This is a genomic window from Actinomadura roseirufa (assembly GCF_900659635.1).
Taxonomy (GTDB): domain Bacteria; phylum Actinomycetota; class Actinomycetes; order Streptosporangiales; family Streptosporangiaceae; genus Spirillospora; species Spirillospora roseirufa.
Window position 1 is genome coordinate 1 of sequence record NZ_CAACVB010000206.1, and the last position, 14,260, is coordinate 14,260.

General features: G+C 71.1%; 15 protein-coding genes and 1 pseudogene. 8 read left to right on the forward strand and 8 right to left on the reverse strand.

The window, feature by feature from the left end; genetic code table 11:
* Positions 1–267 (reverse strand): ABATE domain-containing protein (locus E1291_RS31100; protein WP_207401028.1); only part of this gene is annotated, 267 nt, incomplete at its 3' end.
* Positions 268–360: 93 nt separating this feature from the next.
* Here E1291_RS31100 and E1291_RS31105 point away from each other — a divergent pair.
* Together E1291_RS31105 and E1291_RS31110 are read left to right on the forward strand one after the other, a co-directional pair.
* Positions 361–1,623 carry an MFS transporter gene (locus E1291_RS31105; RefSeq protein WP_131741652.1) on the forward strand — a complete coding sequence of 421 codons (1,263 nt, stop codon included), beginning with the start codon at positions 361–363 and terminating at the stop codon, positions 1,621–1,623.
* 73 nt (positions 1,624–1,696) lie between these two features.
* Entirely contained in the window at positions 1,697–2,953 is a 1,257-nt protein-coding gene (locus E1291_RS31110) for an MFS transporter (RefSeq protein ID WP_207401029.1), read from the forward strand.
* Between the two features lie 97 nt (positions 2,954–3,050).
* Here the strand turns inward: E1291_RS31110 and E1291_RS31115 are convergent, their stop codons facing one another.
* Together E1291_RS31115 and E1291_RS31120 are read right to left on the reverse strand one after the other, a co-directional pair.
* Positions 3,051–3,638 (reverse strand): NADPH-dependent FMN reductase, encoded by a 588-nt coding sequence (locus E1291_RS31115; protein ID WP_131741653.1) that lies wholly within the window; start codon positions 3,636–3,638, stop codon positions 3,051–3,053.
* A gap of 32 nt (positions 3,639–3,670) precedes the next feature.
* Positions 3,671–4,795 carry an FAD-dependent oxidoreductase gene (locus E1291_RS31120; RefSeq protein ID WP_131741654.1) on the reverse strand — a complete coding sequence of 375 codons (1,125 nt, stop codon included), beginning with the start codon at positions 4,793–4,795 and terminating at the stop codon, positions 3,671–3,673.
* Between the two features lie 134 nt (positions 4,796–4,929).
* On the opposite strand from E1291_RS31120, the gene E1291_RS31125 reads away from it, so the two are divergent.
* Entirely contained in the window at positions 4,930–5,526 is a 597-nt protein-coding gene (locus E1291_RS31125; RefSeq protein ID WP_131741655.1) for a TetR/AcrR family transcriptional regulator, read from the forward strand.
* Positions 5,527–5,566: 40 nt separating this feature from the next.
* Here the strand turns inward: E1291_RS31125 and E1291_RS31130 are convergent, their stop codons facing one another.
* The 3 genes from E1291_RS31130 to E1291_RS31140 are packed head-to-tail and all read right to left on the reverse strand — an operon-like array spanning position 5,567 to position 7,460.
* The gene (locus tag E1291_RS31130; protein WP_131741656.1) at positions 5,567–5,986 is read right to left on the reverse strand and encodes an arsenate reductase ArsC; all 420 of its coding nucleotides are present in this window, start codon (positions 5,984–5,986) and stop codon (positions 5,567–5,569) included.
* Complete coding sequence (gene arsB, locus E1291_RS31135) at positions 5,983–7,086, reverse strand: ACR3 family arsenite efflux transporter (RefSeq protein ID WP_131741657.1); 1,104 nt, start codon at positions 7,084–7,086, stop codon at positions 5,983–5,985. Before arsB ends, E1291_RS31130 begins: the two co-directional genes overlap by 4 nt.
* Positions 7,083–7,460 carry an ArsR/SmtB family transcription factor gene (locus E1291_RS31140; RefSeq protein WP_131741658.1) on the reverse strand — a complete coding sequence of 126 codons (378 nt, stop codon included), beginning with the start codon at positions 7,458–7,460 and terminating at the stop codon, positions 7,083–7,085. Before E1291_RS31140 ends, arsB begins: the two co-directional genes overlap by 4 nt.
* Positions 7,461–7,553: 93 nt before the next feature.
* Between E1291_RS31140 and E1291_RS31145 the strand changes: the two genes are divergently transcribed.
* The 3 genes from E1291_RS31145 (at position 7,554) to E1291_RS31155 (ending at position 11,207) form a co-directional block, all read left to right on the forward strand.
* Complete coding sequence (locus E1291_RS31145) at positions 7,554–8,036, forward strand: ArsI/CadI family heavy metal resistance metalloenzyme (protein WP_131741659.1); 483 nt, start codon at positions 7,554–7,556, stop codon at positions 8,034–8,036.
* 94 nt (positions 8,037–8,130) lie between these two features.
* Positions 8,131–8,994 carry an aldo/keto reductase gene (locus E1291_RS31150; protein WP_131741660.1) on the forward strand — a complete coding sequence of 288 codons (864 nt, stop codon included), beginning with the start codon at positions 8,131–8,133 and terminating at the stop codon, positions 8,992–8,994.
* Positions 8,995–9,731: 737 nt separating this feature from the next.
* Positions 9,732–11,207 carry a glycosyltransferase family 39 protein gene (locus E1291_RS31155; protein WP_131741661.1) on the forward strand — a complete coding sequence of 492 codons (1,476 nt, stop codon included), beginning with the start codon at positions 9,732–9,734 and terminating at the stop codon, positions 11,205–11,207.
* A gap of 12 nt (positions 11,208–11,219) precedes the next feature.
* Here E1291_RS31155 and E1291_RS43420 read toward each other — a convergent pair whose 3' ends face one another.
* Positions 11,220–11,735, reverse strand: coding sequence for an aldo/keto reductase (locus tag E1291_RS43420; protein WP_370771058.1), 516 nt, complete (start codon positions 11,733–11,735; stop codon positions 11,220–11,222).
* Here E1291_RS43420 and E1291_RS45250 point away from each other — a divergent pair.
* Together E1291_RS45250 and E1291_RS43425 are read left to right on the forward strand one after the other, a co-directional pair.
* A pseudogene (locus E1291_RS45250) lies at positions 11,715–11,765 on the forward strand (hypothetical protein); the annotation flags it as partial. The gene E1291_RS43420 and the pseudogene E1291_RS45250 overlap by 21 nt on opposite strands.
* 137 nt (positions 11,766–11,902) lie before the next feature.
* On the forward strand, positions 11,903–12,436 hold the full coding sequence (locus E1291_RS43425) for a LysR substrate-binding domain-containing protein (RefSeq protein ID WP_242614485.1): 534 nt from the start codon (positions 11,903–11,905) through the stop codon (positions 12,434–12,436).
* Here the strand turns inward: E1291_RS43425 and E1291_RS31165 are convergent.
* Entirely contained in the window at positions 12,322–13,872 is a 1,551-nt protein-coding gene (locus tag E1291_RS31165; protein WP_131741662.1) for a hypothetical protein, read from the reverse strand. The genes E1291_RS43425 and E1291_RS31165 overlap by 115 nt on opposite strands.
* Between the last annotated feature and the right edge of the window lie 388 nt (positions 13,873–14,260).

The following is a 14,260-nucleotide window of genomic DNA, read 5'->3' on the forward strand; positions in this document are numbered from 1 at the left end:
CGCGGCGACCCCGTCCGGCCCGCGCGCCGCGACGATCATCCGGTGGACGGCCTCGCGCAGGTCCCGGGCGAGCGCGTCCTGGCCGGGCGCGGCCCGGCGCGGCGCCCGCTCCCACGGCCCGAACTGGTCGATCCACGCGTCCAGCGCACGCCGGTCGGGCAGTTCCTCGGTCTCGGCCGCGCCGCCCCGATGGCGCAGCGTGCGGACGAAGTCCAGGCACATCCGTCCCGATCCGCTGCGGAAGGGGCCGCTCCGAGCCGACGTCATGGCCCGACCCTACCGCCGTCCGGGCTAGGCGAGAACCTGTATGACTGGTACCGTCTCGAACCGGTCATAATGGTTCTCCAGGGAAGGTCGCCCATGCCCGACGCCCCCTCGCGGCCCGGCGGCACTCCCACCGCGCCCGGACGCCGGCTGATCCTCACGCTGTCGCTCGCCTGCGGCGTCGCCGTCGCCGACATCTACTTCCCACAGGCCATCAGCCCGCTCGTCGCGGCGGACCTGCACGTCTCGCCCGCCCTCGCCGCGACGGTGGTGACCGCCGCGCAGTTCGGGTACGCGGCGGGCGTCTTCCTGCTCGTCCCGCTCGGCGACCGGCTGGCGCACCGCAGGCTGATCCCCACCCTGCTGGCGATCACCGGGGCCGGGCTGCTGGCCGCCGGGCTGGCCCCGTCGCTGCCCGTCCTGCTGGCCGCCGGCGCCCTCACCGGCGGCGCGACCGTGGTCCCGCAGATCATCATCCCGATGACCGCCGGCCTCGTCCCCCCGGACCGGCGCGGCGCCGTCACCGGCACCCTGCTCAGCGGCCTGATCGGCGGCATCCTGCTGGCCCGCACCTTCGGCGGCGGCCTCGGCGAGTGGCTGGGCTGGCGCGGCCCCTACCTGACCGCCGCCGTGATCGTCCTCGCGCTCGCGGCCGTGCTGGCGCTCGTGCTCCCCGTCACGACCCCGCCGTCCCGCGAACGGTACGGCGCGCTGCTGGCCACCTCGGTGCGCCTGCTGCGCACCGAACCCGCGCTGCGCCGCTCCAGCCTGTACCAGACGCTGGTGTTCGCGGGCTTCAGCGCCGCCTGGACGAGCCTCGCCCTGCTCGTCACCGGCCCGGACTACGGGCTCGGCGCGGCGGCGGTCGGCCTGATCGCCCTCGTCGGCGCGGCCAGCATGTTCGCCACCCCGCTCGCGGGCCGCGCGGTGGACGCCCGCGGCCCCGACCGGGTGAGCCTCGCCTGCCTGCTCGGCGTCATCGCCGCCGCCGCCCTGCTGCTCACCGGCTCCCTCGGCGGCACCGCCGGGCTGGCCGGCGTCACCGCCGGCATGCTCCTGCTCGACGTCGCGGTGCAGTCCGGCCAGGTCGCCAACCAGGCGCGTGTCTTCGCGCTGCGCCCCGAGGTCCGCAGCCGCCTCAACACCGCCTACATGACGTGCGCGTTCCTCGGCGGCAGCGTCGGCTCCTGGCTCGGCGTCCGCGCCTACACCGCCCTGGGCTGGTGGGGCGTCTGCGCCCTGGTCGCGGCACTGGCGACCCTCGCCCTCGTCCGCCACCTGCTCGTCCTCCGCGCCCCCACCGCGACCACCCACCGCGCCCCGGACCCCGAGCACTCTTCCCCAGCACAAAGCCACTGACGGCGGCGGCCTCCGGAACAAGGTCGTCCTGCCCGCGGTTGGTCATGGGCGGGACGGCGCGGAGGTATCTGCAGTGCGGCAGTACGTGGCGGTGTGGCGGATGCCGGGGGCACCGTTGCTGCTGGTGGCCGGCGTCCTCGCGCGGCTGGGCATGGGCGTGACCCCGCTCGCGTTGCTGCTGCTGGTCGAGCAGGCCACGGGACGCTACGCGCCGGCGGGCCTGGCGGCCGGCGGCTACGCGTTGTCGGGGGCGCTCGCGGGCCCGGTCGTCGGACGCCTCGCCGACCGAGTCGGATCCACGCCGGTGCTCCGCGCGTCCGCCGTCGCCCATCCGCTCGGCCTGGTCGCGCTCCTGCTCGCGGCCCGCGCCGATTCACTGCCGCTGATCTGCGGCGCCGCGGTGCTGGCGGGTGGAACCTACCCGCCGCTGACGGCGGCGATCCGCGGCGCGTGGATCGGCCTCACCGAGGACGGCACCGGCCGGGACCATCTCCGCAACGCGGCCCTGGCCGTGGAGACCTCGCTGTTCGAGCTGGTGTTCGTGGCCGGTCCGCTGCTGGTGGCGGTGCTCGTGCTGGTCGGCTCACCGGCCACGGCCATCGCCGTGACGGCCTGCGTGACCATGCTCGGCACGCTGGTCCTGGCACGCGGCTCCGCGGTGCGCGAGCAGCGCCCGGCCCCGGCGGACGGCAGGACCCGGGGGCTGGGCCCGTTGCGGGTCCCGGGGTTCGCCGTGGTGCTGGTGTGCGTCGGCGCCCTCGGCATGGCGTTCGGTGCGGTCAGCGTCACCGTCCCGGCGTACGCGACCTCGCACGCGGGCGCCGGAGCGGACGGGCTGGCGGGCGTCCTGCTCGCGGAATGGGGCCTGGGATCGGCTCTGGGCGGCTTCGCGTACGGCCTGGCGCGTCCGCGCGCCGCGCTCGCCCGGCAGTTCGCATGGACGCTCGGCGCGGTCGCGCTGAGCACGGCGGCACTGGCGATCATGCGGGATCCGCTGACGCTCGGCCTCGCCCTCGCGATCGGCGGCGCCGCCATCGCGCCCACGCTGACCGTCTACACCGCCATCGTCGGCCGCATCGTGCCGTCCGGCATGCGCAACGAGGCCGGTACCTGGCTGGTGACGGTCCCGGTCGCGGCCAACGCCGCCGGCGGCGCCGTCGCCGGCCTGATCGTCGACCGGCCCGGAGGGATCCCCTGGTCGTTCCTGCTCGCGGCGGCGGTCATCGGCGGAGCCGCCCTCGTCGCCGCCTGGCCCTCCGGCCCGATAACCCGCGCCGACGCCGCCACGGCCCTCCCCCCGCGACTCTGCCAAGACGGACAACCCCCTTGATGACGGAGGTCGCGACGAAGCTGCCGGGCAACACGCTGAAAGTACCCTGGCCTAGGTAGCCGTACCACTCCAGAGCCGAGCGGTGGATGCGCCGTTATCAGGACCGCCGGGACGACACAGTGGGACGCGGTGCGCGCAGGGGTTCCAGGGCCTTGGACCAGGTGACGACCTGGTCGAGCAGGGTGGCGAGCGCGTCCGCCTGGTGCGGGGCGGGGGTGAATTCGCGGAAGCCGGTGAAGTCGGTGTGCATGTTGAGCGCGACCTGTGCGGACACGTCGGCCATCTGCAGGGCGGCCATGATCGGGCGGAGGGCCTCGACCGCGCGGACGCCGCCGTCCATTCCGTAGGAGATGAACGCGGCCGCCTTGTTGTTCCACTCGGCGTAGACGCGGTCGAGGGCGTCCTTCAGAGCGCCGGGGACAGAGTGGTTGTACTCAGGGGTGACGAACACGAATCCGTCGTAGCGGGCGACGGTCCGGGCCCACCCACGGGTGTGGGGGTGGGTGTAGCGGCCCATGGCGGGCGGCACCGGCTCGTCGACGTGGGGAAGGGCGTTCGCGGCGAGATCGACCAGTTCGAACGCGGCGTCGTCGCGCCGGGACGCCAGATCGAGGGCCCAGCGGGCGACGGCCTCGCCGCGGCGACCGGGGCGGGTGCTGGCCAGGATGACGGCGATCGTGGTCATGGGGAACTCCCGTCGGTGGGGGCGAACGGCGGTCAGGCGGTGAACTGGGCGACCACGCGGTCCAGGGCGTCCGGGCCGAACATCAGGTCGAGCTGCGCGGCCGACAGGACCGCCGCGGACTCGCCGCGCGGGAAGAGCCGTCCCTCGTAGACGGCCAGGGCGGTCTCGATGTCGCCGGCGTGGTCGGCGACGGCCGTGCCGAGTTCGGCGCCGTCCAGCATGGCGAGGTTGGCGCCCTCACCGGCGAACGGCGACATCAGGTGGGCGGCGTCGCCCAGCAGCGTCACGCCGGGCACCCGCTCCCAGCGGTGCCGGACGGGCAGGGCGTTGATCCGCCGCGGCACCGGGGCACCGTCGGCGTCGGAGATCAGCGCGCGCAGCCGCGGATCCCATCCGGTGTAGAGCTCGGCGAGCGCGGCCTTGGCGGCGGCGTCGGTGAAGTCGATGCCGTCCAGCCAGTCCTCGTCGGCGCGCAGGGCGGCGTAGACGTGCAGGCTGCCGTCGGTCTCGCGATGGGCGAGGACGCCCCTGTGCCCGTCCACGGCGATGAAGAAGCCGCCGCCGACCAGGTCGGCGCAGCCGGGATGGCGGGCGTCGGCGTCCAGCAGGTCGCACTCGACGAACGAGACGCCGGTGTAGGCGGGGACGTCCGCCGAGACCAGCGGCCGGATCCGCGACCACGCGCCATCGGCGCCGACCAGCAGGTCGGTGGTGATGACGCTCCCGTCGGCGAAGGCCACCTCGTGCCGGCCTCCGCCCAGCCCGCGGGCACCGGTCACCCTGGCGCCCCAGCGGACCGTGCCGTCCGGCAGCGAGTCCAGCAGCAGGTCGCGCAGTTCCCCGCGATCGACCTCCGGACGGTCGCCGTCGCCCTCGTCCGCCTCCTCCAGACGGACCGTCCCGTCCGGCGCCACCAGCCGCATCGCCTCCCCGCCGGGGTGGACGATCGCGCGGAACGGCTCGTACAGGCGCGCGGCGCGCAGTGCCGTCTGCCCGGACTCGGCGTGGATGTCGAGCATGCCGCCCTGCGTCCGGGTGAGCCGGCCCGCCTCCAGCTCGAAAACGGCGGCCTGGACGCCGCGCGTGTGCAGGACGCGCGCCAGGGTCAGCCCGCCGAGCCCGCCTCCGACGATCGCGATGGGGTGATGAGCAGTCATCGAGGTCTCCTCTTGCCACGGATCGGGGAACCGACCGCGCCCGGCGAACGCGACTCACGATAGCTAGAATCAGTCTGAAATTACAACAGATCCAACTTTGTCTCAGTTCTGGCGTCCCGGACTAGGATGCGGGCATGAAGACCGACGGCGCGGACGCGGGCGGACGGCGCGAACGCAAGAAGGCGGCGACCCGCAAGGCGATCGCCGACACGGCGCTTGAGCTGTTCCTGGAACGCGGCTACGAGCAGGTCGGGGTCCGGGAGATAGCGGAGGCCGCCGACGTGTCGGTCTCGACCCTGTTCAACCACTTCCCCGGCGGCAAGGAAGCACTGGTCTTCGACGAGGACGCCGACCATGAGGCCGCCCTGGTCCGGGCGGTCACCGACCGGCCGCCCGGCCGGTCGGTCCCGGAGGCCCTGCGCGTCCACCTCACGGAGTTCCTCACCTCGGCCAACGCCCTCGACCCCCGCCTCGGCGCCTACCAGCGGCTGATCCGGGAGACCCCCGCCCTGAGCGAGTACTCCCGCTCCATGTGGATGCGCCACGAACACGCCCTGGCGCGCGCCCTGGCCGGCCAGACCGGCCGGCCGGAGGACGACCTACTGTGCGCCGCCTACGCCCACTTCACCCTGGAGATCCTGACGTTCGCCCCGTCCCAGGCCGATCCCCTCGCCGCGGTCGAGCAGGCCTGCCTGCTCCTGAACCAAGGCTGGACGATCCTGGTCACCTAGAACGTTGGAACGATCCCGCCGGAACCGTCCTCGCGGACCTTCAGGAGCCGGCGGGCAGGAGCTCGGCGAGCAGGGCGCGTACGCGGGCGTCGATCTCGTCGCGGATGGGGCGGATCTGCTCGGCGGGCCGTCCGGCGGGGTCGGGAAGCCGCCAGTCCAGATACCGCTTGCCCGGGAAGACGGGGCAGGCGTCGCCGCACCCCATGGTCACGACCACGTCGGCGGCCTGGACGGCCTCGCCCGTCAGCGGCTTCGGGAACTCCTTCGAAAGGTCGAGCCCCACTTCGGCCATCACCTCGGCGACGGCGGGATTGACGGCGTCGGCGGGCGCGGATCCGGCCGAGCGGACGCGGACGCGGCCGCCCGCGTGATGGTCCAGCAGTGCCGCGGCCATCTGGGAGCGCCCGGCGTTGTGCACGCACACGAACAGCACCTCGGGCTTGTCGGCGGCCGTGGTCATGGCGTCCCCTCCGGGGTGAGGCGGCGCCGCAGCGCCAGCGAGACGTACACGAGGCCGACCAGGACGGGGACCTCGATCAAGGGACCGACGACGCCCGCGAGGGCCTCGCCGGAGGTGACGCCGAAGGTGGCGACCGCCACCGCGATCGCGAGTTCGAAGTTGTTGCCCGCCGCGGTGAAGGCCAAGGTCACGGTACGGGGATGGCCGAGCCCGGCGGCGCGGCCGAGGGCGAACGACCCGGCCCACATGAGCGTGAAGTAGACCAGCAGCGGCACCGCGACGCGCGCCACGTCCCACGGACGCGAGGTGATCGCGTCCCCCTGCAGCGCGAAAAGGATCACGATCGTGAACAGCAGCCCGTACAGCGCGGCCGGGCCGAGGCGCGGCAGGCACCGCTCCTCGTACCAGGCCCGGCCGCGGGCGCGCTCCCCGAGCAGGCGGGTGAGGTACCCGGCGACCAGCGGGACGCCGAGGAAGACGAGCACGCTGCGCGCGATGTCCCAGGTGGAGACGGCCAGCCGGGCCTGGTCGAGGCCGAGCCACCCGGGGAGGACGTCGAGGTAGAACCAGCCGAGCGCAGCGAACGCGATCACCTGGAACACCGAGTTCAGCGCGACCAGCACGGCGGCGGCCTCGCGGTCCCCGCCCGCCAGATCGTTCCAGATGATCACCATCGCGATACAGCGGGCGAGCCCGACGATGATCAGCCCGGTGCGGTACTCCGGCAGATCGGGCAGGAAGATCCACGCGAGCGCGAACATCACGGCGGGGCCGACGACCCAGTTCGCCACGAGCGACGGGATCACCAGGCGGCGATCCCCCACCACCGCACCGACCCGGTCATAACGGACCTTCGCCAGCACCGGATACATCATCACCAGAAGGCCCAGCGCGATCGGCAGCGAGATCCCACCGACCTTCACCGACTCCAGCGCGCCGTCCAGGCCGGGGACGGCGCGTCCCCCGAGCAGCCCGAGCGCCATCGCCGCGCCGATCCACACCGGGAGGAACCGGTCCAAAGTCGAGAGCCGCGCCGCCACCGTCCGTCCGGCTCGGGGACGAACGGGTGCCGTCCGCAGCTCCTGCCCGGCGCCCTTCATGAGACGGCGGCGACGACGCGCGGCCCCAGGACCGCCGACAGCCGGTCCAGCACCCCGGGGTTGAGCCAGTAGTAGACCCAGGTGCCGCGCCGCTCGGAGTCGATCAGTCCCACCCGCCGGAGCACCTTCAGGTGGTGGCTGATCGTCGGAGCCGTCAGCTCGAACGCCCCGGTCAGGTCGCAGACGCACACCTCACCGCCCTCATGGGACGCGATCAGCGACAGCAGCCTCAGGCGCACCGGATCGGCGATCGCCTTGAACAGCGGCGCCAGCTCGGTCGCCTCGGCCTCGCTCAACGGCTCGCGCACCAGCGGCGTACGGCACGCCGCCTCACCGTCACAGGGATCCACGATCGGCAGGATCTGCTTAGACATGTATCTAATTTGACATCCATCTATCCAGCGGCGCAAGCTCGACGCATGGGCTACTTCGACATCCATCTAAGTAGCGACCCGAGGAGGAACCGCATGTCCCGCGTCCAACTCGCCCTGCGCGTGCCCGACCTGGAAGGCTCGATCGCCTTCTACTCCAGGCTGTTCGGTACCGGTCCGGCCAAGCTCCGTCCCGGCTACGCCAACTTCGCCATCGCCGACCCGCCGCTCAAGCTCGTCCTGATCGAGGACGAGGGCGGCGACCCGACCCACCTCGACCACCTCGGCGTCGAAGTCGAAGACTCCGGCCTCGTCCACGAGGCGGCCGAACGGCTCAGGGACTCCGGCCTGGCGACGCTGGAGGAGAACGACACGTCCTGCTGCTACACCCTCCAGGACAAGGTCTGGGTCCACGGCCCTGGCAGCGAACCCTGGGAGGTCTACACAGTCAAGGGGCACACTGAGGACCTCGGCAAAAGCGACGCATGCTGTGGTACTTCGGCATGCGGCACTCCCGACGAACAGGCCCTTACGCGGATCCCACTGGAGGCCAAGGCCGCCGAAAGCCGCACGACCTGACCGACCCCAGGCCCGCCCGGCGGCGTCCTGCCCGCGCAAGCGACGATCTTGAGACGGGACGGCTGTACCGTGGCGGCGAAGGGGAGATCGACACATGACGGCCGCCACTTTCGCCATCGGCGGCGACATCGTCGTGCGCCGGCTCGGATTCGGAGCCATGCACCTGCCGGCCGAGCCCGACCGGGATCGCCAGAACGCCATCGCGGTGGCCCGGCGCGCCGTCGACCTGGGCGTCACGCTGATCGACACCGCGTACCTCTACGGCTGGGGCGCGAACGAGGAACTCATCGCCGAGGCATTGCATCCCTATCCCGACGAGCTGCTCATCGCCATGAAGGTGGGGGTCGTACCGCCGGACCCGCCGCGTGAGGCCGCCCTGTGCGGACGCCCAGCGGTCCTACGCGACCAGGTCGAGCGGGCTCTGCGCCGACTTCGGGTCGACCGGCTCGACCTGCTCCAACTCCACCGCGTCGACCCGCGGGTACCACTCGCCGACCAGGTGGGAACACTCGGTGAGCTGCGCGTCGAGGGCAAGATCGGCCACATCGGTCCGTCGGAGGTCGGTGTCGCCGAACTCGACCGGGCTCGGGCGATCGTCGACATCGCCAGTGTGCAGAACCGCTACAACGTGCTCGATCGCGAGCACCAGGCGGTCCTTGACGCCTGCGCCGAGGCGGGGATCGCCTTCCTGCCCTGGCGGCCCGTCCATCCCGCGACCGCGGAGCCCGGGACGGAGATCGCCGCGGTGGCGGCCGAACTCGGCGCCACCGCGGCCCAGGTCGCGCTCGCATGGCTGCTCGACCGCTCGCCGGTCGTCCTGCCGATCCCGGGCACGGCCTCGATCGCACACCTGGAGGAGAACGTCGCCGCCGCCGGCATACGCCTGACCGACGATCAGCGAAGCCGCCTCAACGCCGCCTGTCACGCACCGCCCCCGCCACAGTTTTCTCTCGCCTAGAGAAACGCAAGCGCGGCCAGAGCTCACCGCGCAGCCACTCAGAGGAAAAGTCCACACAAAAGTGACCGAGTCATCGCCGACTGGCTTGGCACCCTGTCCAAGAGAGGCGGCGCCGGGGCGGCAAGGATGACGACGGCCAGGGCGAGCGGACGACGGGAATCCCATCTGGTCTGCCAGCTTGAGAACCATCGTAATCCCACGATGTGGCGTTCACTCGCACGTCGGGTGAACGTGAGCGCCCCCGGCAACTAATGGCGTTGACCTGCACATTCGGACCGCAAGGCGCATCCACCCGGGGTGTACCGAGATGCGTGGGCGTCGAAGCCGGCCATCACCATGCCACCCGAAGCCGATTTCGATCCGTGGACGAATAGGCACGGAAGGTAGTTCAGCACCGTCCTAACGGCACATGGACGAGGGCACGCGAGTAGGCCGTTTCCGGCCAGCACACGCTCGACAGTTCAGGAATCCGAACCGGCGCCGGACGGGTCGTCCCACCTCCGCGCGTCCCCGAACAGCTCATTAACGGCCCGTCCAAGGTGAAGTTCGTTCGTTCTCATGCTGACGATGGCGCGACAGGCCGTCCCCAATCGTCTGAACTTTGTCTAGAAATCGTGACATTCCAAGCTTGTTACTGATCTTTATGCCACAATCGCGTTCGCGGATCATGATCCGTCCTCGGCCGCCCAGGGCGCGTGACGAGGACGGGGCGTATCAAGCTCGGGGGAGCCAGCGCGATGGTGGTCGGGAATGATGAGCTGGCCGATCCGCTCGTGGTGGCCGAGCCCAGGCCGGAACCGACGCGGCCGCCCCGCTGGACATGGCTGGTCCCCGGCGGGCTGGCACTGGCCGTCCTGCTGACCGGGCTGGGCACACCGTCCCTGTGGCGTGACGAGGCCGCGACCATCTCGGTCGCCCGGCGGCCCCTCCCGGACATCCTCCGGCTGCTCGGCAACATCGACGCCGTCCACGGCATGTACTACCTGATGATGCACCCGATCATCGCCGTTTTCGGCACGAACGAGTGGGCGTTGAGGCTGCCATCGGCGCTGGCCGGAGCGGTGGCGGCGGGCGGCGTCGCCGCGATCGGCGCCCGGCTCTGCTCGGCGCGCGCCGGCGTGCTGGCCGGGTCGCTCTGCACGGTGGCGCCGATGTTCTCCCGAGCGGGGCAGGACGCCCGGTCGTACGCGCTGGTCATGGCGCTCGCGGTACTGGCGAGCCTCCTGCTGGTGGTGGCGGCGCAGACCGGATCCGGGCGCTGGTTCGTCGCGTACGCCGCGATGACGGCCCTGTTAGGAATCGCGCACCTGATCGCGGCGCTGCTGCTGGCGGCGCACGGTGCGACGTTGCTCGTCCACGCCCGCCGGGCCGTCCTCGTTCGCTGGCTCGCGGCGGCCGGTGCCGCCCTGACCGTCATCGCCCCCCTGGCCGTCCTCGCGAGCACACAGCAGACCGCGATCAGCTGGATGCGGCCTCCCGGCACGGCCGAGCTCGATGAGGTCGTCACCGCGCTGACGGGCTCGTTCACGTTGATCGTCCCGATCACGCTGCTGATCCGCTCCAGGGGCACCGCGCCCGTGGTGGTGCTGGCGCTTCCATGGCTGGTCCTGCCGCCCGTGGTCCTGCTGACCGTCTCGCTGGTCCACCCGTTCTACAACGTCCGGTATCTGCTCTTCTGCCTGCCCGCCGCGGCCCTGCTCGCCGGGGCCGGGCTTGCCCGGTTCCGCCTTCCGGTCCAGGTCGTCGCGCTGGTGGCCGTCGTGGCGATCGCCATGCCGTCCCAGCTGGCGGTGCGCCGTCCCGAGGGGCACCTGGACGATCTGCGCACCACGGAGAAAGTACTGAGAGCCCTGGGCAGGCCCGGCGATGCCGTGGTGTACCTCGAAGGTTTCGGCCGGAGCATGTCCATGGCCTATCCGACCGGGTTCTCACGGCTGCGCGACGTCGGCCTGGCACGTTCCCCACGCGCCTCGGCCACCATCGACGGGCTGTCGGTTCCCGACTCCGAGCTCAGATACCGGCTGAAGACCACGTCCCGCGTATGGTTGCTGACCGGCCTGGGACACAAGGGCCCCGCCGCCCCCGAAGACGAGCGGAAAGTCGCCGCCCGAGCCGAGGCGCTCCACCCCGACGGAAGCGCGTACGTCCTCGTGGAGCGCCGCCAGGTCCGCCGTCTCCTGCTCAGCCTCTACGAACGACGTCCCAGCCAGTAACAGGCCGTGGTCTCAGCCCGGCAGAGCATGCTCAAGCCGCGCCAGCTCCTCCGTGCTCAGTACGAGCTCCGCGGCCCCGGCCGAGTCGGCGATGGAGGCCGGACGGCTGGCTCCCGGCACCGGGATCACCACCGGAGAGCGTGCGAGCAGCCAGGCCAGGACGATCCGCTGCGGACTGACGCCGCGTTCGGCCGCGATGTGGTGGAAGGCGGTACCGGCCGAGGTGGAAGGGCCGTCGAGCGAGCTGCGCGAGATGCCGCCGAGTGGGCTCCACGGCAGAAAGGCCAGGCCCAGCTCCGTGCTCAGCCGCAGCTCGGACTCACTGTCGCGCACGGCGGGCGAGTACCGATTCTGCACGGAGACGAGTCCGTCGCCGAGGATCTGACGCGCCTCGCGGATCTGATCGGTGGTGACGTTGGAGATTCCCGAGGCGCGGATCGTCCCGGCGTCGAGCAGTTCGCGCAGCGCACCGACAGACTCCGCCCAGGGCACGGCCGGGTCCGGCTTGTGCAACTGGTAGAGGCCGATGCGGAGCATGGCAGCTTCAACCAGGCGGCCACGGCTCTCCGCCTCACCCCCGCGGCCGTCTCCCAGCAGGTGGCCGCCCTCGCCCTCGCCTACCACTTCGACGGCCGCTGCCCCTTGGCCCGGCAACCCGCTCCAACCTGCAGTGGACGCCGCTCCTGGCGGATCCCCTGCACGTCGTCCTGCCGCGAGAACACCGCCTCGCCGACCGCGACACGCTCGACCTCGCCGAACTGGCGGCCGAACCCTGGGTGCTCGGCTTCCTCAAGACCGAGGAGTACCTCCGCCGCTACGCCGAGCGCGCCGGATTCGATCCTGAAGTGCGAGGGACCACCACCGACTACTTCTTCGCCCGCTCACTCGTCGCCGCGGGCATGGGCATCTCCCTGATCCCCTCGATCGCCCTCACCCCGGAGATTCCGGGCCTGCGCACCGTCTCCATCGAGCCACCGGGACCGATCCGCCATATCGGCGTCGCCGCGATCAACCGCAGCGACCGTCCCCACATCACGACGCTCACCCAAGCCCTGATCGAGCAAGCGACCCACCCCGAGAACGTCGCTCCGGGCGTTGGCCAGCGCAACTCGCACTACGGCACGCGTCTTGGATCGAGTGTGAGGACGAGGAAGGACGAGCCTTCTGCGGGAGGCCGCCATGCCATGACGGCGGCCATGGCGAGGAAGGGCGTGGCGGGCAGGAGGTAGCGATAGTCGAAGTCCGTGGTCAACGGCGGGATGAGGAGGAGTGCGACCCCGGTGCCCCAAAGCAGCGCGGCCTGGGGGCTCAATCCGCCTGGGCGCCGGCGCAGCAGTCCGGCAGCGCCCGCGACCACGACCAGCCCGAGAACCGTGCCGGGGAGGCGGACGTGGCGTTGGTACCAGCGAAGTGGGGCGGCGTACGTCTCGTCGATCTGGGTTTCGGCAGGGCCTTCTTCGTACTCACGGGTGACACTGGCCGCAGTGCCGCCGCCGATGACCGGAACGTCGGAGATCGGCTGCTGAAGTTCGCTGGGAAAATGATAGAACGACTCAGTCCATGGGTGCGGGTAACCCTCCCTCTTCCAGGAGAAAGTCCGGACGAAGAAGTCGTACGAGACCGTCTTGGCGTAATCACCAGGCTGAGTGACCATCGCCCATAGCGCGAACTCCATGGCGCGGTCATTGGTCTCCGCCGAAAAAGCATGACCATGGCGCCATCCGGTCGGCGACCCGGCTTCCCAGATCTGGGTAGAGGAGGCTTTCCGCTGCCCCGGTGGCTTGCGGGGACACATCGAGGCCAGATTTCTGGGCGGAGCATGATCGGCGCAATCGGCGAACGCCGCGGTCCGGCCCCACAGAAAAACGCCATCGGATCCAGCGAGCGCGAAACGCCCGTGCGAGGAATGGAACCAGACCATGCACGCCCCGACGGGCAGCGCGAACGCCGCCAGGGTCGCCAGCACTGCGGGCGCGGCAGCCAGGGCCCGCCGGGGACGCCACGCGCGATCGCACACCAGCAGGTAGAGCACCGCCAAGATCACCAGGGGCAGCCCGACGGTACGTGTGACCGTCGCCATCCCCAGAAAGGCTCCCGCCGCCGCAGGCCGCCACAACGACGAATCCGCTCGAACAAGGAGCATCATCGCGCTAAAGACCAGGACGGTGAACAATGTGTCGGACAGCGGCATGTGCTCCAACTGAACCTGAAAGGGGTCCAGTAGAACCGGGGCCGTCGCCACGGCCGCCCACGACCTCCCGACGTCGAACGAGTGCACCATGATGCGGTACGCCGCTATCGCCAAACACAGCACCATGAGGTGCTGCAAAGCGATGACCAGCGCGAAGCTGTGCATTGGCTTGAGGATCCACAGAAACAGCCCGTACCCCTGGGGGCGAAGGGGATGGGAGAACGGCGAAAGCCCGATCCGCACGTAGTCGAAAGCGTCGTTGAACCACAAAGCGGGTCGGTATCCCGCCATCGCCAGCGACCGCAGCGCGGTGCCACCAGCCAGCAGGAGAACGAACAACGCGTCGTGCCGCAGCGAGGCCGAAACCCCACCACGCCGCACATGACGCAGGCGCGCACGACCGACACCACCCGTACACTTCACCCCAGATAGGCCGTACAGGAGCAAGTCAGCCTTCATGATCACATTGCGCACCTCGGCAGCTTACGAGCTAAAACCGGCGCAAGGTGTCGCATGCCACAGATGCGACGGACGTCGCAACACCCGGCACCACACCGCCCGCCCAGCCCAAGCGAACGCAGGTCGCCAACAACGCTCCGACCAGCACCCCGCCGCGCATGAGACAAACCAACGAGCGCACCGCAGCGCGCTACCAACCCCGATCGACCAAGGGCAACAGCACGCCCCCCGTTATGTTCTTCGTGGTCCTGCAAGAGGGCCGCCGGCCTTCGGGCCCGGCATGACTGTTCCCCCCTGTCGAACCGCTTGGGTTCTAGGGGTGATCGCAACACCGGTTGATCAACTGGCTGGTGTGAGGAGCTTAGCGAGACGCTCGGCTGGGGTTTCCCAGCCGAGCGTTTTG

Bases quoted from the DNA above. Each gene is read 5' to 3' on its own strand.
- E1291_RS31105 (WP_131741652.1), top strand. From the start codon at position 361: ATGCCCGACGCCCCCTCGCGGCCCGGCGGCACTCCCACCGCGCCCGGA.
- E1291_RS31140 (WP_131741658.1), bottom strand. From the start codon at position 7,460: ATGTCTAAGCAGATCCTGCCGATCGTGGATCCCTGTGACGGTGAGGCG.
- E1291_RS31145 (WP_131741659.1), top strand. From the start codon at position 7,554: ATGTCCCGCGTCCAACTCGCCCTGCGCGTGCCCGACCTGGAAGGCTCG.
- E1291_RS31130 (WP_131741656.1), bottom strand. From the start codon at position 5,986: ATGACCACGGCCGCCGACAAGCCCGAGGTGCTGTTCGTGTGCGTGCAC.
- E1291_RS31125 (WP_131741655.1), top strand. From the start codon at position 4,930: ATGAAGACCGACGGCGCGGACGCGGGCGGACGGCGCGAACGCAAGAAG.
- E1291_RS31120 (WP_131741654.1), bottom strand. From the start codon at position 4,795: ATGACTGCTCATCACCCCATCGCGATCGTCGGAGGCGGGCTCGGCGGG.
- arsB (WP_131741657.1), bottom strand. From the start codon at position 7,086: ATGAAGGGCGCCGGGCAGGAGCTGCGGACGGCACCCGTTCGTCCCCGA.
- E1291_RS31150 (WP_131741660.1), top strand. From the start codon at position 8,131: ATGACGGCCGCCACTTTCGCCATCGGCGGCGACATCGTCGTGCGCCGG.
- E1291_RS31115 (WP_131741653.1), bottom strand. From the start codon at position 3,638: ATGACCACGATCGCCGTCATCCTGGCCAGCACCCGCCCCGGTCGCCGC.
- E1291_RS31155 (WP_131741661.1), top strand. From the start codon at position 9,732: ATGGTGGTCGGGAATGATGAGCTGGCCGATCCGCTCGTGGTGGCCGAG.